The 23,718-nt window shown below is 73.2% G+C and carries 21 protein-coding genes, 1 tRNA gene and 1 riboswitch; of the genes, 13 read left to right on the top strand and 9 right to left on the bottom strand.

The features are described 5' to 3' along the window. The first annotated feature begins 13 nt into the window (after window positions 1-13). Together ACZ6ZR_RS21075 and ACZ6ZR_RS21070 are read left to right on the top strand one after the other, a co-directional pair. Window positions 14-87, top strand: a tRNA-Met gene (locus ACZ6ZR_RS21075). Between the two features lie 350 nt (window positions 88-437). Next, window positions 438-2,384 (top strand): tetratricopeptide repeat protein, encoded by a 1,947-nt coding sequence (locus tag ACZ6ZR_RS21070; protein ID WP_465644387.1) that lies wholly within the window; start codon window positions 438-440, stop codon window positions 2,382-2,384. A gap of 82 nt (window positions 2,385-2,466) precedes the next feature. Here the strand turns inward: ACZ6ZR_RS21070 and ACZ6ZR_RS21065 are convergent, their stop codons facing one another. Then, window positions 2,467-2,883, bottom strand: a complete 417-nt coding sequence (locus ACZ6ZR_RS21065; RefSeq protein WP_465644386.1) for a Fur family transcriptional regulator — start codon at window positions 2,881-2,883, stop codon at window positions 2,467-2,469. Between the two features lie 124 nt (window positions 2,884-3,007). Between ACZ6ZR_RS21065 and ACZ6ZR_RS21060 the strand changes: the two genes are divergently transcribed. After that, a complete protein-coding gene (locus ACZ6ZR_RS21060; protein ID WP_465644384.1) occupies window positions 3,008-4,483 on the top strand; it encodes a catalase in 1,476 nt (491 codons plus the stop codon). Between the two features lie 75 nt (window positions 4,484-4,558). On the opposite strand, the gene hisN is transcribed toward ACZ6ZR_RS21060, so the two are convergent. The 5 genes from hisN to ACZ6ZR_RS21035 all read right to left on the bottom strand — a co-directional run bounded on the left by hisN (window position 4,559) and on the right by ACZ6ZR_RS21035 (window position 9,036). Further along, window positions 4,559-5,356, bottom strand: coding sequence for a histidinol-phosphatase (gene hisN / locus ACZ6ZR_RS21055; protein ID WP_465644383.1), 798 nt, complete (start codon window positions 5,354-5,356; stop codon window positions 4,559-4,561). A 66-nt stretch (window positions 5,357-5,422) separates the two neighbouring features. After that, window positions 5,423-5,746, bottom strand: a complete 324-nt coding sequence (locus tag ACZ6ZR_RS21050) for a DMT family transporter (protein WP_465644382.1) — start codon at window positions 5,744-5,746, stop codon at window positions 5,423-5,425. Between the two features lie 121 nt (window positions 5,747-5,867). Next, on the bottom strand, window positions 5,868-6,923 hold the full coding sequence (rsgA, locus tag ACZ6ZR_RS21045) for a ribosome small subunit-dependent GTPase A (RefSeq protein ID WP_465644380.1): 1,056 nt from the start codon (window positions 6,921-6,923) through the stop codon (window positions 5,868-5,870). A 14-nt stretch (window positions 6,924-6,937) separates the two neighbouring features. After that, complete coding sequence (aroA, locus tag ACZ6ZR_RS21040; protein WP_465644379.1) at window positions 6,938-8,266, bottom strand: 3-phosphoshikimate 1-carboxyvinyltransferase; 1,329 nt, start codon at window positions 8,264-8,266, stop codon at window positions 6,938-6,940. A 56-nt stretch (window positions 8,267-8,322) separates the two neighbouring features. Then, window positions 8,323-9,036, bottom strand: a complete 714-nt coding sequence (locus tag ACZ6ZR_RS21035) for a M50 family metallopeptidase (protein ID WP_465644377.1) — start codon at window positions 9,034-9,036, stop codon at window positions 8,323-8,325. A gap of 110 nt (window positions 9,037-9,146) precedes the next feature. Here ACZ6ZR_RS21035 and ACZ6ZR_RS21030 point away from each other — a divergent pair, with 110 nt between their 5' ends. The 8 genes from ACZ6ZR_RS21030 to def all read left to right on the top strand — a co-directional run bounded on the left by ACZ6ZR_RS21030 (window position 9,147) and on the right by def (window position 16,735). Continuing rightward, on the top strand, window positions 9,147-9,902 hold the full coding sequence (locus ACZ6ZR_RS21030) for an SOS response-associated peptidase (RefSeq protein ID WP_465644375.1): 756 nt from the start codon (window positions 9,147-9,149) through the stop codon (window positions 9,900-9,902). A gap of 58 nt (window positions 9,903-9,960) precedes the next feature. After that, a complete protein-coding gene (locus ACZ6ZR_RS21025; protein WP_465644374.1) occupies window positions 9,961-10,587 on the top strand; it encodes an alpha/beta hydrolase family protein in 627 nt (208 codons plus the stop codon). Window positions 10,588-10,688: 101 nt separating this feature from the next. Then, window positions 10,689-11,561, top strand: coding sequence for a sigma-70 family RNA polymerase sigma factor (locus ACZ6ZR_RS21020; protein ID WP_465644372.1), 873 nt, complete (start codon window positions 10,689-10,691; stop codon window positions 11,559-11,561). After that, window positions 11,558-11,854, top strand: coding sequence for a mycothiol system anti-sigma-R factor (rsrA, locus tag ACZ6ZR_RS21015; RefSeq protein ID WP_465644370.1), 297 nt, complete (start codon window positions 11,558-11,560; stop codon window positions 11,852-11,854). The genes ACZ6ZR_RS21020 and rsrA overlap by 4 nt, the downstream gene beginning before the upstream one ends. Window positions 11,855-12,040: 186 nt before the next feature. After that, window positions 12,041-13,534, top strand: a complete 1,494-nt coding sequence (locus ACZ6ZR_RS21010) for an HD-GYP domain-containing protein (protein ID WP_465644369.1) — start codon at window positions 12,041-12,043, stop codon at window positions 13,532-13,534. Next, a complete protein-coding gene (locus ACZ6ZR_RS21005) occupies window positions 13,531-14,835 on the top strand; it encodes an HD-GYP domain-containing protein (protein ID WP_465644367.1) in 1,305 nt (434 codons plus the stop codon). Before ACZ6ZR_RS21010 ends, ACZ6ZR_RS21005 begins: the two co-directional genes overlap by 4 nt. 205 nt (window positions 14,836-15,040) lie before the next feature. After that, the gene (locus tag ACZ6ZR_RS21000; protein WP_465644365.1) at window positions 15,041-16,021 is read left to right on the top strand and encodes a tetratricopeptide repeat protein; all 981 of its coding nucleotides are present in this window, start codon (window positions 15,041-15,043) and stop codon (window positions 16,019-16,021) included. 69 nt (window positions 16,022-16,090) lie between these two features. Next, on the top strand, window positions 16,091-16,735 hold the full coding sequence (gene def, locus ACZ6ZR_RS20995; RefSeq protein WP_465644364.1) for a peptide deformylase: 645 nt from the start codon (window positions 16,091-16,093) through the stop codon (window positions 16,733-16,735). A gap of 64 nt (window positions 16,736-16,799) precedes the next feature. Here the strand turns inward: def and ACZ6ZR_RS20990 are convergent, their stop codons facing one another. The 3 genes from ACZ6ZR_RS20990 to ACZ6ZR_RS20980 form a co-directional block, all read right to left on the bottom strand. Continuing rightward, the gene (locus tag ACZ6ZR_RS20990) at window positions 16,800-17,795 is read right to left on the bottom strand and encodes a ribonucleotide-diphosphate reductase subunit beta (RefSeq protein WP_465644438.1); all 996 of its coding nucleotides are present in this window, start codon (window positions 17,793-17,795) and stop codon (window positions 16,800-16,802) included. Window positions 17,796-17,827: 32 nt separating this feature from the next. Continuing rightward, a complete protein-coding gene (locus ACZ6ZR_RS20985) occupies window positions 17,828-20,245 on the bottom strand; it encodes a ribonucleoside-diphosphate reductase subunit alpha (protein WP_465644362.1) in 2,418 nt (805 codons plus the stop codon). A 159-nt stretch (window positions 20,246-20,404) separates the two neighbouring features. Further along, a riboswitch (cobalamin riboswitch) is annotated at window positions 20,405-20,527 on the bottom strand. A 143-nt stretch (window positions 20,528-20,670) separates the two neighbouring features. Continuing rightward, on the bottom strand, window positions 20,671-21,165 hold the full coding sequence (locus ACZ6ZR_RS20980) for a GNAT family N-acetyltransferase (RefSeq protein WP_465644360.1): 495 nt from the start codon (window positions 21,163-21,165) through the stop codon (window positions 20,671-20,673). Window positions 21,166-21,466: 301 nt separating this feature from the next. On the opposite strand from ACZ6ZR_RS20980, the gene ACZ6ZR_RS20975 reads away from it, so the two are divergent. Both ACZ6ZR_RS20975 and ACZ6ZR_RS20970 read left to right on the top strand, forming a co-directional pair. Beyond that, entirely contained in the window at window positions 21,467-22,408 is a 942-nt protein-coding gene (locus ACZ6ZR_RS20975; RefSeq protein WP_465644358.1) for a helix-turn-helix domain-containing protein, read from the top strand. A 90-nt stretch (window positions 22,409-22,498) separates the two neighbouring features. Beyond that, on the top strand, window positions 22,499-23,716 hold the full coding sequence (locus ACZ6ZR_RS20970; RefSeq protein ID WP_465644357.1) for a LamG domain-containing protein: 1,218 nt from the start codon (window positions 22,499-22,501) through the stop codon (window positions 23,714-23,716). Window positions 23,717-23,718 lie beyond the last annotated feature (2 nt).

Below are 23,718 nucleotides of genomic sequence, written 5' to 3'. Positions count from 1 at the left end.
GTGAACACAACGACGCGGGGTGGAGCAGCTCGGTAGCTCGCTGGGCTCATAACCCAGAGGTCGCAGGTTCAAATCCTGTCCCCGCTACTCTGAACCGAAGGCCCGGAGATTATCTCCGGGCCTTCGGTGCTTCCCGGGACCTGATCGCCCGTCAAATGGGCTCACCCGTCCGGCTCGTGCTCCGGTACGATGCGTCCCCGGGGTTTGTAGGGGGCAAGTGTCGGGAAATCGACAAAGCGCTGAAGCAATCTCGCCGGGCTTCGGCCCGCTCCCGCCAAACCTGGCCGGGGCAGGTGTACGCGGGTTGCGGGTGATGCGACGATGGAGCACATGGGGGACGCCGTACGGCAGTTGACTCCCCTGCCCCGGGGAGGTCGCCGTCGCAGCCTCGACGTCCCCGGCGGATGCCGCGGCACTCGGGGGAAGCGGGAGTCGGCATGAGGCTGATCGGAAGGAACGATCCGGGCAGGGCGGACAAGTCGGCCGTGGGGGCGGTCGACACCGAGGCGTGGGCGCAGAGCGAGGAGCCGGCCGCCGCGCTGCCGGCCCAGCGCACCAGCGGTCTGACGGTCCCTCGGGCCACCGCCTCCGGCTACGGGCCGGACAGTCTGGTCCGGGTGCCCGCCAAGCAGTTCGCGCCCGCCGCCGGCAGCTACACCGCGCCCGCCGACGAGCCCGGGCCCGACCGCGACAGCTTCGAGACCGCCCTCGCCGCCCGCGAGCAGGCCGCCCTCGAGGTGAGGCACCGTCAGGCCGCCGACCAGGGCGACCCGAACGCGGCCAGCCAGCTCGGCGCGCTGCTGCTGCGCCGCGGTGACCTGGAGGACGCCGAGCCCTACCTGCGCAGCGCCGCCTCCGCCGGACTGCGGGCCGCCGCCAACAACCTCGGCGTGCTGCTGCACCAGCGCGGCCACCGGGCCGAGGCCGCCCAGTGGTGGCGGCAGGCCGCCGTGGCCGGCTCGGCCCCGGCCGCGCACGCGCTCGGGCTCCAGCTCCGGGACCAGGGCGAGGAGGAGGCCGCCGAGTACTGGCTGCACTTCGCCGCCGAGCACGGCCACCCGCTCGGCGCCTACGCGCTGGGCGACCTGATGGAGCACCGGCGCGACGTGCGCGCCGAGCGCTGGTTCAAGGTCTCCGCCGACGCCGGCCACCGCGAGGCCGCCTACCGCCTCGCCCGGATGCGCGAGGCGGCCGGCGACAAGGACACCGCCGAGACCTGGTACCGCACCGCCGCCGCCCGCAGCCACGCCCGCGCGGGGCTGCGGCTCGGCGTGCTCCTGGAGGAGCGGGCCGGCGAGGATCCCGCCTGTCTGGAGGAGGCGGCGCGCTGGTACCGGCAGGCGGCGCAGAACGGGGAGGCGCGCGCGGCGTGCGCGCTGGGCTTCCTGCACCGCGACGCGGGTGACCTCGGCTCGGCCGCCGAGTGGTGGCAGGAGGCCGCCGAGGCCGGCGACGGCAACGCCGCCAACGCCCTCGGCGCGCTGTACGCCGGGCGGGGCGAGGCCGTCGAGGCCGAGCACTGGTACCGGCTGGCGCTGGAGGCGGGTGACCAGAACGGCGCCTTCAACCTGGGCCTGCTCTGCGCGGGCGCCGGGCGCGAGGCGCAGGCCGAGCAGTGGTACCGGCGCGCGGCGTACGCCGGGCACCGGGAGGCGTGCAACGCGCTGGCCGTCGTGCTGCTCCAGCGCGGCGACGAGTCCGGGGCGGAGCCGTGGTTCTCCAAGGCCGCCGAGGCGGGGAGCGTGGACGGGGCGTTCAACCTCGGGGTCCTGCACGCCGGGCGCGGGGAGCAGCAGCAGGCGCACGAGTGGTACGCGCGCGCCGCAGCCGAGGGGCACGGCGAGGCCGCGCTCCAGCTCGCGGTCGTCCACGAGCAGCGCGGGCAGCTGACGGGCGCTCTGGAGCGCTACCGGCAGGCCGCGGCGGGCGGTTCGGCGGAGGGCGGCTTCCGGCTGGCCTCGCTGCTGGACCGGCGCGGCGACGCCGACGCGGAGGCCGAGCACTGGTACGCCGTCGCGGCGGACGCCGGGCACCGGCGGGCGCAGGTCCGGATGGGCGTGCGGGCCGCGGAGCGCGGGGCGCTGGAGATCGCCGAGAGCTGGTACCGGCGCGCGGCGGAGGCCGGCAGCCGCAGCGCCGCCTTCAACCTCGGCCTGCTGCTGGCCCGTCAGGACCAGGAGGGCGAGGCCATCGCCTGGTACACCCGCGCCGCCGACGCCGGCCACGGGCGGGCCGCCCTGCGGCTGGCCCTGCTGGCGCTGCGCCGCGGCGAGCCCGTCCAGGCCGAGTCCTGGTGCCGCCGCGCCGCCGACTACGGCCCCCCGGAGGTCACCGAGCGGGCCGCCCGCCTCCTGGGTGCGCTGCACACGGACCTCAGCGCGTAGAACCCGCAGGTTCAGTTGCCGGTGGGCCGCCTTCCGATTCGCGCAGTTCCTCGCGCCCCTGAGCGCTTGCCCTTCCGGGCGCTCAGTTCTGACTGCACGAAGGGCAGAGGCCTCGGTACGTGACTTCGGCGTTGGAGATGACATAGCCGAAGCGCTCGGCTGCGGGGAGGGCGGCGATCAGGTCACCCTGGGGGTGGACGTCGCGGATCGAGCCGCAGCCGGAGCAGATGAGGTGCTGGTGGGCGTGCCGGGCGTTGGGGTCGTAGCGCTTGGCGCGGCCGTCCGTGGAGACCTCGAGCACCTCGCCCAGGGAGACCATCTCGCCCAGCGTGTTGTAGACCGTCGCGCGGCTGATCTCGGGGAGGCGGGCCACCGCCCGGGCGTGCACCTCGTCGGCGGTGAGGTGCACGTGGTCGCCGTCGAGGACCTCTGCCACCACACGGCGCTGCGAGGTCATGCGCCAGCCGCGTCCGCGAAGTCTTTCCAACAGGTCACTCATGCCCACAGGGTAAGCCAGGTTCTCGACTTGGTTCCAGTGTTGACTTAGACAAAGTCCAAGCTAGGATCGATCCGAAGTTCAGGCACGGTACGACCGACGACCGGACACGCGGAGGCACCCCGACATGACCACCCAGAGCGAGCGGCCCATTCTCACCACGGAGGCCGGTGCGCCGGTCTCGGACAACCAGAACACCGAGACCGCGGGTGTGGGCGGACCGGCGCTGGTCCAGGACCAGCTGCTGTTCGAGAAGCTCGCGCACTTCAACCGCGAGCGCGTCCCGGAGCGCGTGGTGCACGCCCGCGGCGCCGGCGCCTACGGCACCTTCACCGTGACCGCGGACGTCACCGCGTACACCCGGGCGAAGTTCCTCTCGGAGGTCGGCAAGCAGACCGAGACCTTCCTCCGCTTCTCCACCGTGGCGGGCAACCTCGGTTCGGCCGACGCCGTCCGTGACCCGCGCGGCTGGGCGCTGAAGTTCTACACCGAGGAGGGCAACTACGACCTCGTCGGCAACAACACCCCGGTCTTCTTCATCAAGGACGCGGTGAAGTTCCCGGACTTCATCCACACCCAGAAGCGCGACCCGTACACCGGCTCGCAGGAGGCGGACAACGTCTGGGACTTCTGGGGCCTGTCGCCCGAGTCGACCCACCAGGTGACCTGGCTGTTCGGTGACCGCGGCATCCCGGCGTCCTACCGCCACATGAACGGCTACGGCTCGCACACCTTCCAGTGGGAGAACGAGGCCGGCGAGTACTTCTGGGTGAAGTACCACTTCAAGACCGACCAGGGCATCAAGAACCTCACCGCGGCCGAGGCCAACGTGCTGGCCGGCGAGGACCCGGACAGCCACCAGCGGGACCTGCGCACCTCGATCGAGAACGGCGACTTCCCGACCTGGACCGTGCAGGTCCAGATCATGCCGGCGGCCGACGCCGCGCAGTACCGGTTCAACCCGTTCGACCTGACCAAGGTCTGGCCGCACGCGGACTACCCGCCGATCGAGATCGGCAAGCTGGAGCTCAACCGGAACCCCGACAACGTCTTCGCCGAGGTCGAGCAGTCGATCTTCTCGCCGGCCCACTTCGTGCCGGGCATCGGCCCGTCGCCGGACAAGATGCTCCAGGGCCGCCTGTTCGGATACGGCGACGCGCACCGCTACCGGGTCGGCATCAACGCCGACCACCTGCCGGTGAACCGCCCGCACGCCACCGAGGCGAACACCAACAGCCGCGACGGCCACCTCTACGACGGCCGCCACGGCCGGGCCAAGAACTACGAGCCGAACTCCTTCGGCGGCCCGGTGCAGATCGACCGCCCGCTCTGGGCCTCGGTGCCGCTGGCCGGCTCCACCGGTGAGACCGCCGCCCCCTCGCACGCCGAGGACAACGACTTCGTCCAGGCGGGCAACCTCTACCGGCTGTTCTCCGAGGACGAGAAGGCCCGTCTGATCGGCAACCTCAGCGGCTTCATCGCCAAGGTCTCGGCCGACCGCGACGACATCGTGGAGCGCGCGATCAACAACTTCCGCCAGGCCGACGCCGACTTCGGTCAGCGCCTGGAGAACGCCGTCCGGGAGCTGCGCAAGCAGAAGTGACGGTTCCTCACAGACCGCGGGCCCCGGGTGTGTTCAGTCACCCCCGGGGCCCGCACCAGTTCCTCCGCCGCGGCGTCAGATCGCGAGCGACCGCAGCACGTCGTCGTGGAGCAGCCCGTTGGAGGCCACCGCGTCGGCGCCGTTCGGGCCGTCGACGCCGTCCAGGCCGGTGAAGCGGCCGCCGGCCTCCTGGACCACGATGCAGGGCGCGGCCATGTCCCAGAGCGAGAGCTCGGGCTCGGCGGCCACGTCCACCGCGCCCTCGGCCACCATCATGTAGGACCAGAAGTCGCCGTAGGCGCGGGTGCGCCAGCAGGAGCGGGTGAGGTCGAGGAAGGCGTCCAGGCGGGCGCGCTCCTCCCAGCCGCTGAGCGAGGAGTAGGAGAGCGAGGCGTCCTCCAGCCGGGAGACCTTGGAGACCTCGATCCGGCCGGCCTTGGCCAGGCTGCGCCCGGCGTAGGCGCCCAGGCCCTTGGCCGCCCACCAACGGCGGTTCAGCGCCGGGGCGGAGACGATGCCGACCACCGGGTGCTGATCGCCGTCCGGGCCGACCTCCAGCAGCGAGATCAGGGTGGCCCAGACCGGCACGCCGCGGACGTAGTTCTTGGTGCCGTCGATCGGGTCGACCACCCAGCGGCGCGGGCCGGTGCCCTGGAGGCCGAACTCCTCGCCCAGCACCGCGTCCCGGGGACGGGCCCGGCTCAGCACGTGCCGCACCGCCTGCTCGGCGGCCTTGTCGGCGTCGCTGACCGGGGTGAGGTCGGGCTTGGTCTCGACCTTGAGGTCCAGCGCCTTGAAGCGCTCCATGGTGATCGAGTCGGCCGAGTCGGCGAGGACGTGGGCGAGTCGGAGATCGTCGTGGTAGTCGGCCATACCGAAAACCCTAGCGAGCCGGGTCGGTCCGGGACCAGTTCGGCTCGCACACCGGACGCCCCCGGCTCAGTGGGCGGAGCCGCTGAGCTGGAGGCCGATCACCCCGGCCACCACCAGGGAGATGGAGACCAGCTTGAGCACCGAGGTGGTCTCGTCCAGGAAGACCATGCCGTAGATCGCGGTGCCGGCCGCGCCGATCCCGGTCCACACCGCGTAGGCCGGGCCGACCGGGAGGGTCTTCAGCGAGAGGGTCAGCAGGCCGAAGCTGCCGAGCGCGAAGAGCGCGAAGCTGACGGTGGGCCAGAGCTTGGTGAAGCCGTCGCTGAGTTTGAGGTTGATCGCGAAGCCGGTCTCCAGCAGTCCGGCGATGATCACCAAAGCCCAAGCCATCCGAGCCGACTCCCCTCGCGAGGCCGGACCGACCGGTCCGACCTTCCTATGATCGCCGCGTGGGGCGGGTGTGACACTTCTGACGGGCCGAAAGGTGCCGACCCGTCATCCCCTCGTCACCTCAGTCGCCTTCCCTGGCCTCCTTGGAGGCCAGCAGGCGGCGCAGCGAGTACAGCCGGGCCTGCTCGGCGTGGCCCTCCTCGACCCAGGCGTCCAGCGCGCAGTCCGGCTCGTCGTGGCTGCACGCGCGCGGGCAGCCCTCGGTGCCGGGCTCCAGGTCGGGGAAGGCCAGGATCACCCGGGACGGGTCGATGTGGGAGAGGCCGAAGGAGCGGAAGCCGGGGGTGTCGATCACCCAGCCCGGGTCCAGCGCCTTCTTCGAGCCGGGCTTGGCACCGGGCGGCGGGGGCAGCCGCAGGGCCAGCGCCGAGACGGTGGTGTGCCGGCCCCGGCCGGTCACCGCGTTGACGTGGCCGGTGGTCCGCTGGTGCAGCGGCACCAGGGCGTTCACCAGGGTGGTCTTGCCGACCCCGGAGTGGCCGATGAAGACGGTGGCCAGCCCGCGCAGGTGGTCCCGGACGGCCTCCGCACCGGCGGTCTCCAGCTCGTCCCGCCGGGTCACCACGTAGTCGATGCCCAGCGGCGCGTACGTCTCCAACAGCGGCTCCGCCGACGCCAGGTCGGACTTGGTGAGCACCAGCAGCGGCGTCATCCCGGCGTCGTACGCGGCCACCAGGCAGCGGTCGATCAGCCGGGAGCGGGGCTCCGGGTCGGCCAGCGCGATGACGATGGCCAGCTGATCGGCGTTGGCCACCACGATCCGCTCGTACGGGTCGTCGTCGTCGGCGGTGCGGCGCAGCACCGAGCTGCGCTCCTCCACCCGGACGATCCGGGCCAGCGTGTCCGGCTCCCCGGTGAGGTCACCGACCAGGTTCACCAGGTCGCCGACCACCACGCCCTTGCGGCCCAGCTCGCGGGCCTTCATCGCGGTGACCTCGCGCTCGCGCTTGGTGCCGGCCTCGACCAGGCAGGTGATGCGGCCCCGGTCGACGGTGAGCACCATCGCCTCGGAGGCGTCCTCGTGCTTGGGCCGGATCCTGGTCCGCGGCCGCGAGCCCTTGCGGGCCGGGCGGTTGCGGATGTCGTCCTCGTCGGTGTCCTTGCCGTAGCGGCGCATGTCCTGATCCCCCGTCAGCCCTGGCCGCCCCGGCCGAGCAACTCGGCCCACATCTGCGGGAAGTCCGGCAGGGTCTTCGCCGTGGTGGCCACGTTCTCCACCAGCACGCCGGGCACGGCCAGGCCGAGGACGGCGGCGGCGGTGGCCAGGCGGTGGTCCTCGTAGGTGTGGAAGGTGCCGCCGTGCAGCGTGCGCGGGCGGATCCGCAGGCCGTCGGCGGTCTCGCTGACGTCGCCGCCGAGCTCGTTCAGCTCCTTGGCGAGGGCGGCCAGCCGGTCGGTCTCGTGCAGGCGCAGGTGGGCGATGCCGTAGAGGTGCGACTCGGAGTCGGCCAGCGCCGCCACCGCGGCGATCACCGGGGTGAGCTCGCCGACGTCGTGCAGGTCGGCCTCGATGCCGTGGATCGTCCCGGTGCCGGTGAACTCCAGGCCCTCGTCGGTGAAGGCGCAGCTGCCGCCCATCCGGGTGTAGAGGTCACGGAGCTGGTCGCCCGGCTGGTAGGTGTGCTTGGGCCAGTCCCGGACCGTCACCCGGCCGCCGGTGACCAGCGCGGCGGCGAAGAACGGGGCCGCGTTGGAGAGGTCCGGCTCGACCACCAGGTCGCGGCCGATCAGGGCGCCGGGGGTGACCCGCCAGACGCCCTTCTCGCCGCCGTCCTCGGGCGCGTCGACCTGGGCGCCGGCCTTGCGGAGCATGTCGACGGTCATCCGGATGTGCGGCAGGGAGGGGACGGTGGAGCCGGTGTTCCGCACCTCCACGCCGCTGTTGTAGCGGGCGCCGGAGAGCAGCAGGGCGCTGACGAACTGGGAGGAGGAGGACGCGTCCAGCTCCACCGTGCCGCCGTCCACCGCGCCGGTGCCGTGCACGGTGAGCGGGAAGCCGCCGCGGCCGCCGTCGTCGATCCGCACGCCGAGGGCGCGCAGCGCGTCGATCACGCCGTGCTGCGGCCGCTCGTGGCTGCGCGGGTCGCCGTCGAAGTGCACGGGGCCGTCGGCCAGTGCGGCCAGCGGGGGCAGGAAGCGCATCACCGTACCGGCGTTGCCCACGTCGACCTGGGCCGGGCCGCGCAGCCGGCCGGCCGGGATGACCCGCCAGGCCTCGCCGCCGCCGGTGCCGCCGCTGGCGTTGTTGACCGTCTCCTCGATGGTGACGCCGAGGGCGCGCAGCCCGTCGGCCATCAGCTGGGAGTCCCGGCTGCGCAGCGGCCGCCGGACCCACCCGGGGCCGTCGGCCAGCGCGGCCAGCACCAGCGCGCGGTTGGTCGCCGACTTCGAGCCGGGGATGGTGACGGTCGCGTCGACGGCACCGCTTGCGAGAGGGGCAGGCCACAGCTCATCGGTCATGGCCTCAGTCTAGGGGCCCTCGCTGTACGCACTGCTCCTGTGGAGCTGACGGTGGTTCAGGCCAGCAGCCAGGCCGAGCCGAGGGCCAGCGAGAGCAGGGCGACCAGCAGGAAGAGGGTGACCCAGAGGAGGGGGCCGAGGCCGGTGAGGCGGGCGAGCTGGTCGGCGTCGGTGGAGCGGGCGCCCTCGCGGCGGCGCTTGCCCTGGAGCTCCAGCACCGGCCGGACCCCGGCCAGCAGCAGGAACCAGACGCCCGCGTAGGCGAAGGCGGACTGCAGCTGGCTGCCGCCGTACCAGGAGATCAGGAAGAAGGCGCCGCCGGTGACCACCACCGAGAGCAGCCCGTAGAGGTTGCGGATCATCACCAGCAGCCCGGCCAGCAGCACCACCGAGATCCAGAGCAGCTGGGTCACGTGCTGCCCGGCCAGCAGCGCCGCGCCGCCGAGCCCGAGCAGCGGGGGAGCGGTGTACCCGGCGGCGGCGGTGAGGATCATGCCGGGGCCGGTCGGCGGGCCGGAGGAGATGGTCAGCCCGGAGGTGTCCGAGTGCAGCCGGATGCCGGAGAGCCGACGCCGGGTCAGCAGCGCGACCAGGCCGTGGCCGCCCTCGTGGGCGATGGTCACCACGTTCCGGCTGAGCCGCCAGAGCGGCCGGGGCAGCACCGCCAGCAGCGCGGCCCCGGCGGTCGCCAGCACCAGCCAGCGCGGCGGGGCCGGCTGGGTGGCGGTGACCGCGTCGGTGACGGTCGCCCACAGTCCCGCGAAGTCCATTCCGTACCTCCTCTGCCACGCCGGACGGGCAGCCTCCCATGCCAGGACGGCCCGGCGGAACCGTCCGGTTCTGCCCTTCGGGTGAGAACCGCCGTGGCAAGCTGGCCGTCATGTGCGGACGCTTCGCCTCCACCACGGCGCCCGAGGACCTGGCAGGGATCTTCGGGGTGCGGCAGTGGGACCCGACCGAGACCATCGCGGCCAGCTGGAACGTCGCCCCGACCTCCCCGGCCTACGTGGTGCTGGACCGCCCGCCGAAGGGCGGCGGCGCGCCCGTCCGCCAGCTGCGGGTGCTGCGCTGGGGCCTCGTCCCGGCCTGGTCGAACTCGCCCGAGGCGGCGGTGAAGATGATCAACGCCCGCTCCGACACGATCCACGAGAAGCCCTCGTACCGGCAGGCCTTCGCCTCCCGCCGCTGCATCGTCCCGGTGGACGGCTACTACGAGTGGGAGACCATACCCACCGAGAAGGGGAAGCCGAGGAAGCGGCCCTACTTCGTGCACCGGGCGGACGGCACCGTGCTCGCGCTGGCCGGGCTGTACGAGTTCTGGCGGGACCGCCGGTACCCGCCGGACCACCCGGAGGCCTGGCTGGTCACCTGCGCGATCGTCACCACCGACGCCGAGCCCGCGCTGGCCCCGATCCACCACCGGATGCCGCTCTTCCTGGACCCGTCCTCCTTCGACGCCTGGCTGGACCCGGCGCTGGACGACCCGGCCCGGCTCTTCCCGCTGCTCGTGCCGCCCGCCCCCGGCGCCCTGCTGGCCCGCAAGATCGGCCCGGCGGTGGGCAACATCCGCAACAACGGACCCGAACTGCTGCGCCCGGCGAGCGAGATCGAGCCTGACGAGAGCGTGTTGTTCTGATACGACGCAGTTCTGCACCGCGGTTCTGACAGAGCGCCGCCCCACCTGACGGAGTGTCATGCTCGTTCCCACCCCGGCCGGCGAGGCCCGGATCACCCTGCACCCGGCCACCGCCGGACCGCGCGCCCTGCTCGCCCTCGGCCACGGCGCCGGCGGCGGGGTCGAGGCCCGCGACCTCCAGGCGCTGGCCGCCGTGCTGCCCGGGCACGGGATCACCGTGGCCTTGGTCGAGCAGCCCTGGCGGGTGGCCGGCAAGAAGGTCGCCCCGGCCCCGAAGACCCTGGACACCGGCTGGCTCCCGGTGATCGCCCAACTCACCGAACTCGCCGGGCAGGGGCTGCCGTTGTACCTCGGCGGCCGCAGCGCCGGGGCCCGGGTGGCCTGCCGGACGGCGGGGGCGCTCGGCGCGGCCGGGGTGCTCGCGCTGGCCTTCCCGCTGCACCCTCCGGGCCGGCCGGAGAAGAGCCGGGCCGAGGAAATGCTCTCCACCGGCTGCCGCACCCTGGTGATCCAGGGCGGCCGGGACACCTTCGGCACGCCCGCCGAGTACCCGGCCCTGCCGGCCACCCACCGGCTGGTCGAGGTCCCGTACGGCGACCACGGCTTCGCCGTCCCCAAGCGGGCGCCGGTCTCCCAGCAGGAGGCCCTGACGGTGCTCACCGACGCGGTGGTGGACTGGCTCTGACCAGCCGTGACAGGTCCTTCCGGGGGACCGGGAATTACCTGCCCGGATGCACGGTTGTCACCACACGTCAGCAAGGTGAAACCGGTGGAGAGGCAGGGCAGATGGGTTCGATCGCGTGCCCCGAGCGTGCGGCCGCGAGCGCCGTGATGCCGGACTGGTCCGAGTGGATCGGCGCGGGCGGGAAGTCCGTCAGCCCGATATCCTCGCTGTCGGGCGGGCCCACCCCGGTGCCTGCCCGTACTGCCGAGGAGGTGGGTCCGGTCGTCGGAGCGGAGCACGAGGCCGAGCCGGTCGAGGTCAGCGCGGTGCTGACGGGTGAGGAGCTGGCCGAGGCGATCGGCGAGGACACCTTCAGGGTGTCCGCCGACGAGACCGAGGACGAGCGGCGCGAGCGCTTCGAGCGCGACGCCCTCGGCTACCTGGACCAGATGTACTCGGCGGCCCTGCGGATGACCCGCAATCCGGCCGATGCCGAGGACTTGCTCCAGGAGGCGTTCGCCAAGGCGTACGCGTCCTTCCACCAGTTCCGTGAGGGCACCAACCTCAAGGCCTGGCTCTACCGGATCCTCACCAATACGTTCATCAACTCGTACCGGAAGAAGCAGCGGGAGCCCCAGCGCACCGCCGCCGAGGAGATCGAGGACTGGCAGCTGGCCCGGGCCGAGTCGCACATGTCGACCGGTCTGCGCTCGGCCGAGGCCCAGGCGCTCGACCATCTCCCGGACAGCGACGTGAAGGACGCCCTGCAGGCGATCCCGGAGGAGTTCCGGATCGCGGTCTACCTCGCGGACGTAGAGGGCTTTGCGTACAAGGAGATCGCGGACATCATGGGTACTCCCATCGGCACGGTGATGTCCCGGCTGCACCGTGGCCGCCGTCAGCTGCGCGTCATGCTGGAGGACTACGCCCGCGAGCGCGGGCTGGTCCCGGCCGGCAGCGGTGCAGGGCAGGAAGCGAAGGGCTCGGGCTCATGAGCTGCGGCGATCCGCACGACACCGACTGTGGAGAGGTGCTGGACCACCTCTACGAGCTGCTCGACAACGAGATGGCCGAAGGTGACTGCGCCAAGCTGAGGGTGCACTTCGAGGAGTGCTCCCCCTGCCTGGAGGAGTACGGCCTGGAAGCGGCCATCAAGGCCCTGGTCAAGCGCTCCTGCTCCAGCGAGCACTCGCCGGCCGACCTGCGCGGCAAGGTGCTGGCCCGGATCGACCTGATCCGGGCCGCCCAGCGCGAGGGAGAGCCGCTGGCCGCCGAGGCGGCCGAGTAGCGGTACCGAGCGATCGAGCCCGGCAGGCCTGAGGCCTGCCGGGCTTCTCCGTACCCGCCGCGTCCTCACTCGTTCGAGTGAGTAGGTGCTGCGCCGACCGGGGCATTCCGGGATCGGGCGTCCAGCCCGGCCGCCGGGCCCCTATTCTCCCTGACGGGCCCTCAGCAGGTGGGTGCCCCAAGGGAAGTGCGGCCGCGTCGGGAGGCGGAGATCGTCGGTGACGAGGCGGCCCCGGCCCTGCCGGGAGCGGCCAGACGGTACGTGGCACTGGTGCTGTGCGGTTCGCTCGGCGCCCTGCTGACCCTCGCCCTGCCGGGCCCCGGAGCGCTGGCCGGGCCGGTGCACTGGCCCCGGCTCGGGCTACTGGCCCTGCTGCACGCCTGCTGGGACTCGCTGGCGCAGGGCAGCCCGACGCCCTGCCTGCGCACCGTGCGGGCGGCCCGGGCGCTGCTCACCGGGAGGCGTCCGGCGCCGTCGGAGGGCGGCCGCCCCGAAGGGGAGAGCGCCGGGCCGGTCTTCCTGCCGGTGCTGTTCGCCGGGGTGCTGATGCTGCCGCCGGCCGCGGCCGCCCTGGTCGCCGTCCCCGCCGCGCTGGTGGCCCCGGCCGCCGGGCCCCGGGCGCTGCGCCGGGTCTGGAACGCGGCCCAGCTGGGGCTCTCGGCCTTCGCGGCCGCCCTGCTGTTCCGGCTGCTGCACGGCCCCGAGCTGCTGCTCGGCTCCCGCTTCCCGGGCGCCGCACTGCCCGCGCTGGCCGCCGTCGCCCTGTTCTGCCTGGTCAACGCGGCCCTGGTGGCCGGGATGCGGCGGCTGGCCGAGGGCGGCTCCGGGCGGGCCGGGGTGCCGGAGGGGCTCGGCGGGAGGCTGGCCGGGGCGCTGCTGCACGGGGCCGGCGGGCTGATGGTGGCGGTGCTCTGGCAGGGCCCGTACGGGGCGTTCGCCGCGGTGCTGGCGCTGCTGCCGTTCTCCATCTCGGCCTGGGTCTCGGCCCAGGGCAGCCGGGAGCGGACGGCGCACCGGGCCACCGTGCAGGCGCTGGTGCAGGCGGTGGAGATCAAGGACGCCTACACCCGGGGGCACAGCGAACGGGTCGGCCGGGCGGCCGTGCTGATCGCCCGTCAGCTCGGGATGGCCGAGGACCGGCTGCGCACCCTGCACTTCGCCGGGACGCTGCACGACGTCGGCAAGCTCGGGGTGGCCACCGAACTGCTGCGGCGCAACGGCCCGCTCACCGAGGCCGAGCGGCGGGCGGTCGAGGTGCACCCGGTGTTCGGCTTCGAGCTGGTGCGCGGCATCGACTTCCTGGGCGAGGCGCGCGGCGGCATCCTGCACCACCACGAGCGGATGGACGGGCGCGGCTACCCGAGCGGGCTGGCGGGGGAGCGGATCCCGGAGTTCGCCCGGATCATCTCGGTGGCGGACGCCTTCGACTCGATGACCTCCACCCGCTCCTACCGGCGCGGCCGCCCGGTGGCCGAGGCGGTGACCGAGCTGGAGCGGTGCGCGGGCAGCCAGTTCGACCCGCGGATGGTCCGGGCGCTGGTCGCGGCGGTGGCCGAGCACGGCTGGCAGCCCGCGCTGCCGCCGCCCGGCGGCTGGGACGGCGAGGTGCCGGACATCCCGCTCGGGGTGCCCGAGCCCGCCCGGCGCGGCTCCTGGGACCTGCTGCGCGGCAGCTCGTGATCCGGGCCCTGCGGCTGCTGGCGGCCGGGTTCCTGCTGCTCTGCTGCCTGGACGTGCTGCACCACGGGGTGACCGCCCCGCTGGTGGCGGCCGCCTTCGCACTGGTGGTGGCGGTCGGCGAACGCGTCCGGATCACCCTGCCGGGCGACCGCGAGCAGGCCCCGATCGGCACGGCGGTGGCGCTGGCGTACGCCCTGCTCGGGCCGCTGCACGGCCTGCCCACCACGCACAGCGTCTCCCAGGTGGTCGCGGTCGCCGGGGCCGGCACCCTGCTCGGCCGCATCCCGGGACGGCGGAGCTCCCGCCGCCGCGCGCACGCGGGGGAGGCGCCCGCCGCCGGGCCCGGGGTGCTGGACGGGGCGGCCCGGCGGGTGCTGACGGTGGGGTTCGCCGGGGTGCTGTTCCAGCCGCTCTACAACAGCGGGACGCTGGACCAGCTGCCGCTCGCCGGGCCGGTGTACGGGGTGTTCCTGACCGGGGTGGCCGCGCTGGCCGCGCTCTGCGACGCCACCCTGGCGGCGGTGCAGCGGCGGGCCGCGCACGGGCTGCGGTTCGGGGCCGCGCTGGAGGACGAGCTGCGCTCGCTGCTCGGGATCGGCTCGGCGATCGTGGCCACCGGCATGCTGATCAGCCTGCTGGCCGGCGAGGTCGGGCTCTGGGCGCTGCCGCTGTTCTGCGCCCCGCTGGTGCTGGCGCAGGCCTCGTTCCGGCGGGCCGCCGGGATCCGGGCGACCACCGGCCAGACCATCGAGACGCTGGCCCGGGCCACCGAGGTGGCCGGGTACACCCCGCCGGGCCACGCCCGCCGGGTGGCCGACACGGCCTGCGCGCTCGGCCGCGAGCTGGGGCTGGGCAGCCGGGACCTGGCCCTGCTGGAGTACGCCGCGCTGATGCACGACATCGGCCAGCTCTCGCTGGTCGAGCCGGTGCCGGGCGGGGCCACCGCGCTGCTGCCGCAGGCCGAGCAGCAGCGGATCGCCCGGCTCGGCAGCGAGGTGATCAGCCGGACCGGGGTGCCCCGGCGGGTGGCCGGGCAGGTGGCCCGGCTGGCCGACCCGTGCCGCGGGCCGGACGGCCGGGAGGACCCCTCCGTCCCGCTGGCGGCCCGGATCATCCGGGTGGCCAACGCCTATGACGACCTGTCGGCCGCCGCCCGGGACCGCTGGCCGGGCGAGCCGGAGCGCCGCCGGGAGGTGCTCGGCCGGCTGCGGGCCGAGGGCGGCCGGCTCTACGACCCGAGGGTGCTGGACGCGCTGGGCGGGCTGCTCCCGTCAGCCCCGGGTCCTCGGTACCCGGACTGATCCCGGCCGCCGCTACCTGACACCCCCGTGACGGTTCCTGCCGAGGTGGCGTCCGGACCTGACTGAGCACCCTCGCAAGGAGCGCGGCCCCGGGGCGTCGTGGTTGGATGCGGTCATAGCGTGGAAAGGGCCCGGACCGGGCGGGCCGAGGGCCCGTCACCCGGCGGGCCGGGCAACCGGCGGACGACTACGGCAGGGACGGAACGTGAGGATCTTCCACCGCGCACGGCACCGGCCGTCGGCGACCTGGCGGCAGACCACCGACCGGGCGTTCACCCTGATCGGGGACGGCCGCTACGAGGACGCCGGAACCCTGCTGGTGATGGCCGCCGACCTGGAGCCGTGGCTCTCCGACTCCTGGTTCAACCTGGCCCTGCTGCACAAGTTCCGCCGTGACTGGGAGCAGGCCAGGGCCGCCGGGCTGCGCGCCGTCGCCCTGCTCGACCGCGACCAGGGCGCACCCGACTGGTGGAACCTCGGCATCACCGCCACCGCCCTGCAGGACTGGTCGCTGGCCCGGCGGGCCTGGCAGGCGTACGGCCTGCGGCTGCCCGGCGGCGCCCAGGACGGCCCGGTCCAGCTGGACCTCGGCACCACCCCCGTCCGGCTCTCCCCGGAGGGCGAGGCCGAGGTGGTCTGGGGCCGCCGGCTGGACCCGTCCCGGATCGAGGTGCTCTCCATCCCGCTGCCCTCCTCCGGCCGCCGCTGGGGCGAGGTGGTGCTGCACGACGGCGCCCCGCACGGCGAACGGGTGGCCGACGGCGTGGCCTACCCGGTCTTCGACGAGATCGAGCTCTGGGCGCCCTCCCCGGTGCCCACCTATGTGGTGCTGCTGCACGCCGCCACCGCGGGCGACCGGGACGCGCTGGAGCGCCTGGTGGCCGAGGCCGGGTACGCGGCCGAGGACTGGACCTCCTCCGTCCGGCTGCTCTGCCGGGCCTGTTCGGAGAGCCGGATGCCGAGCGACGACGGCCGCACGGTGCACCACGACCCGCACGACGACGGGGACGCCGCCCACCCCGGCCACCTGAGCCACCTCAGCCAGGCCGGTTCGGGCCTGGCCTGGCTGGTCGAGCGGGAGTGCGGGATCGCCGCTCCCGCCGCCCTGGTCCGCACCCTGCTGGACCGCTGGGTGGCCGCCTCGCCGGACGGCCGGGCGTACCGGGACCTCGAAGAGGTCTGCTGAGTAAGGGCTATCGCTCCGTTCGGCACCGTACTCTTTACCGGAAGATCCGAGTACAGGAGAGCGGGAGCGATGGCGGACCAGCACGACCACGACCACGAGGGCCACGACCACGACCACGACCACCAGGAGTCGGGCGCGGGCAAGATCGTGGGTGAGCTGCCGGATACGTCCAAGGGCACCGCCCGTCCGATCACCGTGGTGGGGAACCCGGTGCTGCACCGGGAGACCAGGACCGTGACGGCCTTCGACGCCGAGCTGTCGGCGCTGATCGACGACATGTTCGTCTCGATGTACGCGGCCGAGGGCGTCGGCCTGGCGGCCAATCAGATCGGCGTGGACGCCAAGGTGTTCGTCTACGACTGCCCGGACGACGAGGGCGTGCGCCACGTCGGCCACGTGGTCAACCCGGTGCTGGAGCCCTTCCCGGCCGACCGCCCGCGCAACCTGGACGACGGCAACGAGGGCTGCCTCTCCGTCCCCACCGCCTACGCCGAGCTGCCCCGCCCGGACTACGCCGCGGTGACCGGCCAGGACAAGGACGGCAACCCGCTCCGGGTCGAGGGCACCGGCTTCTTCGCCCGCTGCCTGCAGCACGAGACCGACCACCTCTACGGTTTCCTCTACATCGACAAGCTGTCGAAGCGGGACCGCAAGGACGCCCTCAAGCAGATGGCCGAGGGCACCCCGCGCTACGCGACCGTCGCGAACGACTGACGGCCGGTCATGACGAAGGCCGCCTCCCCCGACCGGGGGGAGGCGGCCTTCGCCGTGGGCGGGCCTAGAAGTCGTCGTCGAAGGCGACCGAGCCCTCGACCGCGACCTGGTAGGCGGAGACCCGGCGCTCGAAGAAGTTGGTCAGCTCCTGGACGTTCTGCAGCTCCATGAAGCCGAACGGGTTGGTCGAGCCGTACCGGATCGGCAGGCCGAGCCGGGCCAGCCGCTGGTCGGCCACGGCCTCCAGGTACTGGCGCATCGACTCGGTGTTCATGCCGGGCAGGCCCTCACCGCAGAGGTCCTGGGCGAACTGGAGCTCGGCCTCGACGGCCTCCTCCAGCATCTCGGTGACCTGCTTGGCCATCGTGTCGTCGAAGAGGTCGGGCTCCTCCTCGCGGACGGTGTCCACCACCGAGAAGGCGAAGTCCATGTGCATGGACTCGTCCCGGAACACCCAGTTGGTGCCGGTGGCCAGGCCGTGCAGCAGGCCGCGGCTGCGGAACCAGTACACGTACGCGAAGGCGCCGTAGAAGAACAGGCCCTCGACGCAGGCCGCGAAGCAGATCAGGTTGAGCAGGAAGGCCCGGCGGTCGTCCTTGCTCTGCAGCGAGTCGAGGTGGTCGACCGCGTTCATGTACTTGAAGCAGAACTGCGCCTTCTGGTGGATGGAGGGGATGTTCTCCACCGCGTCGAAGGCCGCCGCGCGGTCGTCCGGGTCGGGCAGGTAGGTGTCGAGCAGCGTCAGGTAGAACTGGACGTGCACGGCCTCCTCGAACAGCTGCCGGGACAGGTAGAGCCGGGCCTCGGGGGAGTTGATGTGCTTGTAGAGGCTCAGCACCACGTTGTTGGAGACGATCGAGTCACCGGTGGCGAAGAAGGCGACCAGCCGGCCGATCATGTGCCGCTCGCCCTCGCTGAGCTTGGCGAGGTCGGCGACGTCGGAGTGCAGGTCCACCTCCTCGACGGTCCAGGTGTTCTTGATCGCGTCCCGGTACCGGTCGTAGAACGACGGGTAGCGCATCGGACGGAGCGTCAGTTCGAAGCCCGGGTCGAGCAGCATCTTCTCGCGGCCGGGGACGTCGGGGGTGGTGCTCACTGGCAGGCCTCGCAGGACTCGGGGTTCTCCAGGGAGCAGGCCAGCGCGGCCTCCTCCTCCGGGGTGAGGGTCGGGGCGCCGACGGTCACCGGGACGGGCGCGGCGGCGCGGGCGGCACCGGAGGCGGCCTGGGCGATCCGGGTGGCCGGGCGCGAACGCAGGTAGTAGGTGGTCTTCAGACCGACCTTCCACGCGTAGGCGTACATCGAGGAGAGCTTGCCGATGGTCGGCGCGGCCATGAAGAGGTTCAGGGACTGGCTCTGGTCGATGTAGGGCTGACGGGCGGCGGCCAGGTCGATCAGCGCGCGCTGCGGCAGCTCCCAGGCGGTGCGGTAGAGCGAACGGACCTCGCCGGGCAGCCAGTTGAAGTCCTGGACCGAGCCGTTGGACTCGCGCAGCGCGTCCCGGGTCTGCTGGTCCCAGACGCCCAGCTCCTTGAGCTCGCGGACCAGGTACGGGTTGACCTGGAGGAACTCGCCGGAGAGGGTCTCGCGCTTGAAGAGGTTGGAGACCTGCGGCTCGATGCACTCGTAGACGCCGGCGATCGAGGCGATGGTCGCGGTCGGCGCGATGGCCAGCAGCAGCGAGTTGCGCAGGCCGGTCTCGGCGATCCGGGCGCGCAGCGCGTCCCAGCGGCCGGTCCACTCCGGGGTCACGCCGAAGTGGTCGATGTGCAGCTGGCCGCGGGCGGCCCGGGTCTCGCCGTACGCCTCGTGCCGGCCGAACTGCTCGGCCAGCTCGCTGGAGCGCTCGTAGGCGGTGAGCATGATGCGCTCGGAGATCAGCGTGGAGAGCCGCTTGGCCTCGGCGGAGTCGAAGTCCAGGCGGAGCTGGAAGAAGACGTCCTGAAGACCCATCACCCCGAGGCCGACCGGCCGCCAGCGGGAGTTGGAGGTGCCCGCCTCGGTGGTCGGGTAGAAGTTGATGTCGATGACCCGGTCCAGGAAGGTCACGGCGGTGCGCACGGTGGCGTCCAGCCGGTCCCAGTCCATCGCGTTCAGCAGGTCCTCGGCGGTGGCACCGGGGGCCACGTGGGCGCCCAGGTTGACCGAGCCGAGGTTGCAGACGGCGGTCTCGGAGTCGTCGGTGACCTCGATGATCTCGGTGCAGAGGTTCGAGGAGTGCACCACCCGGCCGGGCAGCGCGGTCTGGTTGGCGGCCCGGTTGGAGGCGTCCTTGAAGGTCATCCAGCCGTTGCCGGTCTGCGCCAGGGTGCGCATCATCCGGGCGTACAGGGTCTGCGCCGGGATGGTGCGGACGGCCTTGCCGGCCTGCTCGGCCTTGAGGTACGCCTCGTCGAACTCGGCGCCCCAGAGGTCGACCAGCTCGGGCACGTCGGCCGGGGAGAACAGCGACCAGTCGGCGTTGGCGTTGACCCGGCGCATGAACTCGTCCGGGATCCAGTGCGCGAGGTTCAGGTTGTGGGTCCGGCGGGCCTCCTCGCCGGTGTTGTCGCGGAGCTCCAGGAACTCCTCGATGTCCGCGTGCCAGGTCTCCAGGTAGACGCAGGCCGCGCCCTTGCGGCGGCCGCCCTGGTTCACCGCGGCGACCGAGGAGTCCAGGGTGCGCAGGAACGGGACGATGCCGTTGGACTTGCCGTTGGTGCCGCGGATCAGGCTGCCGCGCGAGCGGATCCGGGAGTAGGAGAGGCCGATGCCGCCGGCGTGCTTGGAGAGCCGGGCGATCTGGGCGTACCGGTTGTAGATCGAGTCCAGGTTGTCCAGCGGCGAGTCCAGCAGGTAGCAGGAGGACATCTGCGGGTGCTTGGTGCCGGAGTTGAAGAGGGTCGGCGAGGAGGTCAGGTACTCCAGCCGGCTCATCAGCCTGTAGAGCTCGGCCACCTCGGCCACCGACTTCTCGGTGTCGCCGACCGCCAGGCCCGCCGCGACCCGGAGCAGGAAGTGCTGCGGGGTCTCGATCACCTGACGGGTGATCGGGTGACGCAGCAGGTAGCGGGACTGCACGGTGCGCAGGCCGAAGTACTCGAAGCGGTCGTCGCCGGCCGGGTCGATCAGGCCGTTGAAGGCGGCCGCGTGCTTGGCCACGAAGGCGGCCGTGACGTCGCCGATCAGGCCCTCGGCGTGGCCGACGGCGATCGAGGCGGAGAAGGAGACGGCGCCCTGCGAGACGGCCTCGTCCCGGATCTCCAGCGCCAGCAGCCGGGCCGCCAGCTTCGAGTACTGCGGGTCCTCGGCGATCATCGAGGCGGCAGCCTCCACGGCCAGGCCGCGCAGCTCGGCGAAGTCCGAGCCGGCGTGCCGGCCGCGCAGCGCGGCGGCCGCGACGTGGCCCGGGTCCGCCTGGGGGAGGTCGGCGCTGCGGTCCGTGAGGAGCCGGAGGAGCGCGGCCCCCGGGTCGGTACGGTCTTCGGCGGTTCCCTGGGCGGGCAGGGCAACTGAGGCAGCGATGGTCAAGGCGCTTCTCTCCTGGCGGCGGCGGTCGGCGTGGCTGCCGGGCCGTCATGGGCGCAGGGGAGCGCAGCGCGGACACCGTCACGGCGCGCGCCGACCACCCCCCGGCCCACCCGCGAGGCCCGGACGTCAGTGCTGTGCTCCAAGGCGTCTGCGGGGAAGCCGTGTGGCACACCGTCGGCAGGTCACCGGACTCGCGGGGCGTCGTCGAGACGCCCGCTCACCGTTGCGGGGCAGTCCCGGACTTCCACCGGATTCCCCTGCATCGACAGCGAGAGCGAGCATACATGTAGTGGCATCGATCATCGGCACCCCCAGATGTAGTGTCGCGCCGTCGTGTTCGTCGTACTCCGGTCCGTCAGCGCAGGACCCTTGCGGGGCTTGGACGGGGCCCCGTGAGGGGCCCCGGAACGACGCCTGACGGGCTCTCAGAAGGTCATCGTGTAGACCAGCAGCTGGACCCCGGGGCGGACCTCCCAGTCCCGTTCGGGGGTGCGCCGGAAGCCGAGCCGCTCGTACAGCCGGTGGGCGGAGGTCATCGACGGGCGGGTGGAGAAGGCCATGCCGGTCAGGCCGAGCTCGCGGCTGCGCGCGATGGAGGCCAGGACCAGCTGCTCGCCCGCGCCGCGGCCGCGGGCCGCGCCGGAGACCGCGAGCATCCGGATCTCGCCCTCGTGCGGGGCGGCGATGTCCGCGAAGGAGGTGCCGCCGACCGCGAAGGTCACACAGCCGAGCAGCCGTCCGTCGGCCGGATCGACCGCGACGAGGAGTTCGGCCTGCTCGAAGCGCGGGCGGGCGTCGAGGAGCTTCGCGGCGTACGGGCCGTCGGCCGGGCTGTGGCCGTCGCCGACGAAGGCCTCGTGGGTGACGGCACCGACCGCGGGGAGGTCGGCCTCGACGGCGGGGCGAATGACGATGTCCATCCGGACAGTCTGCCCGAACGGGTGTCCGAACGACCGGACGGGGTGCCGTGCGGCGGGCCGCCCGCCGAGGGGTCGGCGGGGTAGCCGCCGGGGCGGTGCCAGTTGTCCCGCCCGTGGCGGGAGTTGAGCCTCAGGTCCCGGCCGACCAGGGCGCCGAGCAGGCCGAAGGCGGAGACGATCGCGAGCAGGGCCAGGAGGGCGGAGGGGTTCATGCCGTCGAGTCTTCTCCGGTCCGGCGGCACCCACGAGTGGCAGGAACGACCCATTGCGTCGATATCCTGCCATCGGGCATCCTGGCTCCATGCTGCGCAACGTGGTCACCGTGGTCCTGGAGGACGTCCACCCCTTCGAACTGGGCGTGGCCACCGAGGTGTTCGGGCTCGACCGGCGGGACGACGGGCTGCCGCTCTACGAGTTCGCGGTCGCCTCCGACCGGCCCGGGCTGCTGCGGACCCACGCCGGGTACCGGATCGAGGTCGAGCACGGCGCGGAGCGGCTGGCCGAGGCCGACCTGGTGATCGCCGCCGCCACCCACGTCCGGGAGGAGTACCCGCAGGTGCTGATCGAGGCGCTGCGGGCCGCCGTCGACCGGGGCGCCCGGGTGCTGTCGATCTGCAGCGGGGCCTTCCTACTGGGCGCCGCCGGGCTGCTGGACGGGCGCCGGTCCACCACGCACTGGAAGCACACCGCCGGCCTGGCCGCCCGCTTCCCGCTCACCACGGTGGAGCCGGACGTGCTCTACGTGGACGAGGATCCGGTGATCACCTCGGCCGGCACGGCGGCCGGCATCGACGCCTGCCTGCACCTGGTCCGCAAGCTCCAGGGCGTGGAGGTGGCCCGGGGGATCGCCCGCCGGATGGTGGTGGCCCCCCACCGGGACGGCGGCCAGGCGCAGTTCGTCGCCCGGCCGCTGCCGGAGTGCGACGCGGACTCGCTCGGCGGGCTGCTGGACTGGCTGCGCCGCCACCTGGACCAGGAGCTGACGGTCGATCAGCTGGCGGCCCGGGCGCACATGTCCCCGCGCACCTTCGCCCGCCGGTTCCAGCAGGAGACCGGCACCACCCCGCACCGCTGGCTGACCAACCAGCGCCTGCTGCTGGCCCAGCGGCTGCTGGAGGGCACCAACGAGCCGGTGGAGACGGTGGCTTCGTCCAGCGGTTTCGGGAACGCGGCCACCCTGCGGCACCACTTCACCCGCTGGCTGGGCACCACCCCGCAGGCCTACCGGCGGACCTTCGGCTGAGCCGCCCCGGGCGGTGCCAGATTCCGCTTCGGTATCGGTTCGGCGGGCGGAGGATCTGCCCTGGTGGCCCCATGTTCTAGCATCCGCAGTATGACTGACGGTACGGAACGCCCGGACGAGGCCGCCACTCCTGGCCAGGTTCCCTCTCAGACGCCGCCCGCCGAGGCGGCGCCCGCCGCGCCGGTGGCCGCGGGCGCGCCTGCGGGCGGGCCGGAAGCCGCCCGGGCCGGGCAGGCCCCGGACGCCGGGTACCCGCTGCCGCAGGGGCAGTACCCGCCGCAGGCCGCGTACGGCTACCCGCATCCGCAGGGCCAGTACCCGGGCGAGTTCCCCGGGCAGGCCGCGTACGGCTACCCCCACCCGCAGGGCCAGTTCCCGCAGAGCCAGTACCCGCAGCCGGCGAGCAGCGCCCCGGACTGGGAGGGCATGGCGGCGGCCGAGGAGCAGCGGCAGAGCCGGCGCCGGCGCCGCTCGATCACCGCCGTCGTGATCGCGGTGGCGGTGGTGCTGGGCGTCGGCGCGGGCGCCGTGATCATCAACGGCACCGGCAAGGACGACAAGCCGGTGACCAACGGGACGGCCTCCCCGTCCGTCAAGCCCTCCGGCTCGCCCTCGACGGGGGCGGACGGCGACGCCACCGTGCCGGGCGACCCGAACAGCCTGGCCGACTCCTCCGGGCAGGCCAACCTGGCCATCAGCCCGGACGCGCAGGTGAGCAAGGTGCAGAACGGTTCGGTGCTCCGGCTGCGCAGCAACAACAACTCGAACGCCCAGGCGGCCGGCAAGGTCGTGGACGTGTCGAAGAGCTTCACCGTCTCGGCCTGGGTCTACAACGAGGCGCCGGAGGTCTCGCGGACGGCGGTCAGCCAGGGCGACGGGGTCTCGTTCTCCTTCGACCTCGGGCGCGACGCCGCGGCGAACGGCACCAAGTCCTGGGTGTTCCGGGTGCAGACCGCGGACGGCGGGGCCGACGGCACGGTCGTGCAGGTGTTCTCCGAGAACGTGAACACCCTGCGGGAGTGGGTGCTGCTCACCGGCGTCTACGACGCGAGCGCCAAGACCATCGCGCTGTACGTGAACGGCGCGCCCGCCTCGCAGAACGCCACCGCCAAGGTGCCGGGCATCTGGGACGGGCCGGGGCCGTTCCAGCTCGGCCGCAGCCGCCAGCACAAGCTCTGGACCGGGCACTGGGCCGGGGTGCTGGGCAGCACCAAGGTCTGGGACAAGGCGCTGTCGGCCGAGCAGGTGGCCATGCTCAAGACCGGCGGGGTCAAGGACAAGCCGGTCGCCTCCTGGCTGGTCGGCTGACG

Source organism: Kitasatospora sp. NPDC088742, from assembly GCF_055584905.1.
This window is presented reverse-complemented; position numbering and strand designations above follow the sequence as displayed.

Coding starts and splice junctions, on each gene's coding strand:
- ACZ6ZR_RS21070 (WP_465644387.1), top strand. CDS start 438: ATGAGGCTGATCGGAAGGAACGATCCGGGCAGGGCGGACAAGTCGGCC.
- ACZ6ZR_RS21065 (WP_465644386.1), bottom strand. CDS start 2,883: ATGAGTGACCTGTTGGAAAGACTTCGCGGACGCGGCTGGCGCATGACC.
- ACZ6ZR_RS21060 (WP_465644384.1), top strand. CDS start 3,008: ATGACCACCCAGAGCGAGCGGCCCATTCTCACCACGGAGGCCGGTGCG.
- hisN (WP_465644383.1), bottom strand. CDS start 5,356: ATGGCCGACTACCACGACGATCTCCGACTCGCCCACGTCCTCGCCGAC.
- ACZ6ZR_RS21050 (WP_465644382.1), bottom strand. CDS start 5,746: ATGGCTTGGGCTTTGGTGATCATCGCCGGACTGCTGGAGACCGGCTTC.
- rsgA (WP_465644380.1), bottom strand. CDS start 6,923: ATGCGCCGCTACGGCAAGGACACCGACGAGGACGACATCCGCAACCGC.
- aroA (WP_465644379.1), bottom strand. CDS start 8,266: ATGACCGATGAGCTGTGGCCTGCCCCTCTCGCAAGCGGTGCCGTCGAC.
- ACZ6ZR_RS21035 (WP_465644377.1), bottom strand. CDS start 9,036: ATGGACTTCGCGGGACTGTGGGCGACCGTCACCGACGCGGTCACCGCC.
- ACZ6ZR_RS21030 (WP_465644375.1), top strand. CDS start 9,147: ATGTGCGGACGCTTCGCCTCCACCACGGCGCCCGAGGACCTGGCAGGG.
- ACZ6ZR_RS21025 (WP_465644374.1), top strand. CDS start 9,961: ATGCTCGTTCCCACCCCGGCCGGCGAGGCCCGGATCACCCTGCACCCG.
- ACZ6ZR_RS21020 (WP_465644372.1), top strand. CDS start 10,689: ATGGGTTCGATCGCGTGCCCCGAGCGTGCGGCCGCGAGCGCCGTGATG.
- rsrA (WP_465644370.1), top strand. CDS start 11,558: ATGAGCTGCGGCGATCCGCACGACACCGACTGTGGAGAGGTGCTGGAC.
- def (WP_465644364.1), top strand. CDS start 16,091: ATGGCGGACCAGCACGACCACGACCACGAGGGCCACGACCACGACCAC.
- ACZ6ZR_RS20990 (WP_465644438.1), bottom strand. CDS start 17,795: ATGCTGCTCGACCCGGGCTTCGAACTGACGCTCCGTCCGATGCGCTAC.
- ACZ6ZR_RS20980 (WP_465644360.1), bottom strand. CDS start 21,165: ATGGACATCGTCATTCGCCCCGCCGTCGAGGCCGACCTCCCCGCGGTC.
- ACZ6ZR_RS20975 (WP_465644358.1), top strand. CDS start 21,467: ATGCTGCGCAACGTGGTCACCGTGGTCCTGGAGGACGTCCACCCCTTC.
- ACZ6ZR_RS20970 (WP_465644357.1), top strand. CDS start 22,499: ATGACTGACGGTACGGAACGCCCGGACGAGGCCGCCACTCCTGGCCAG.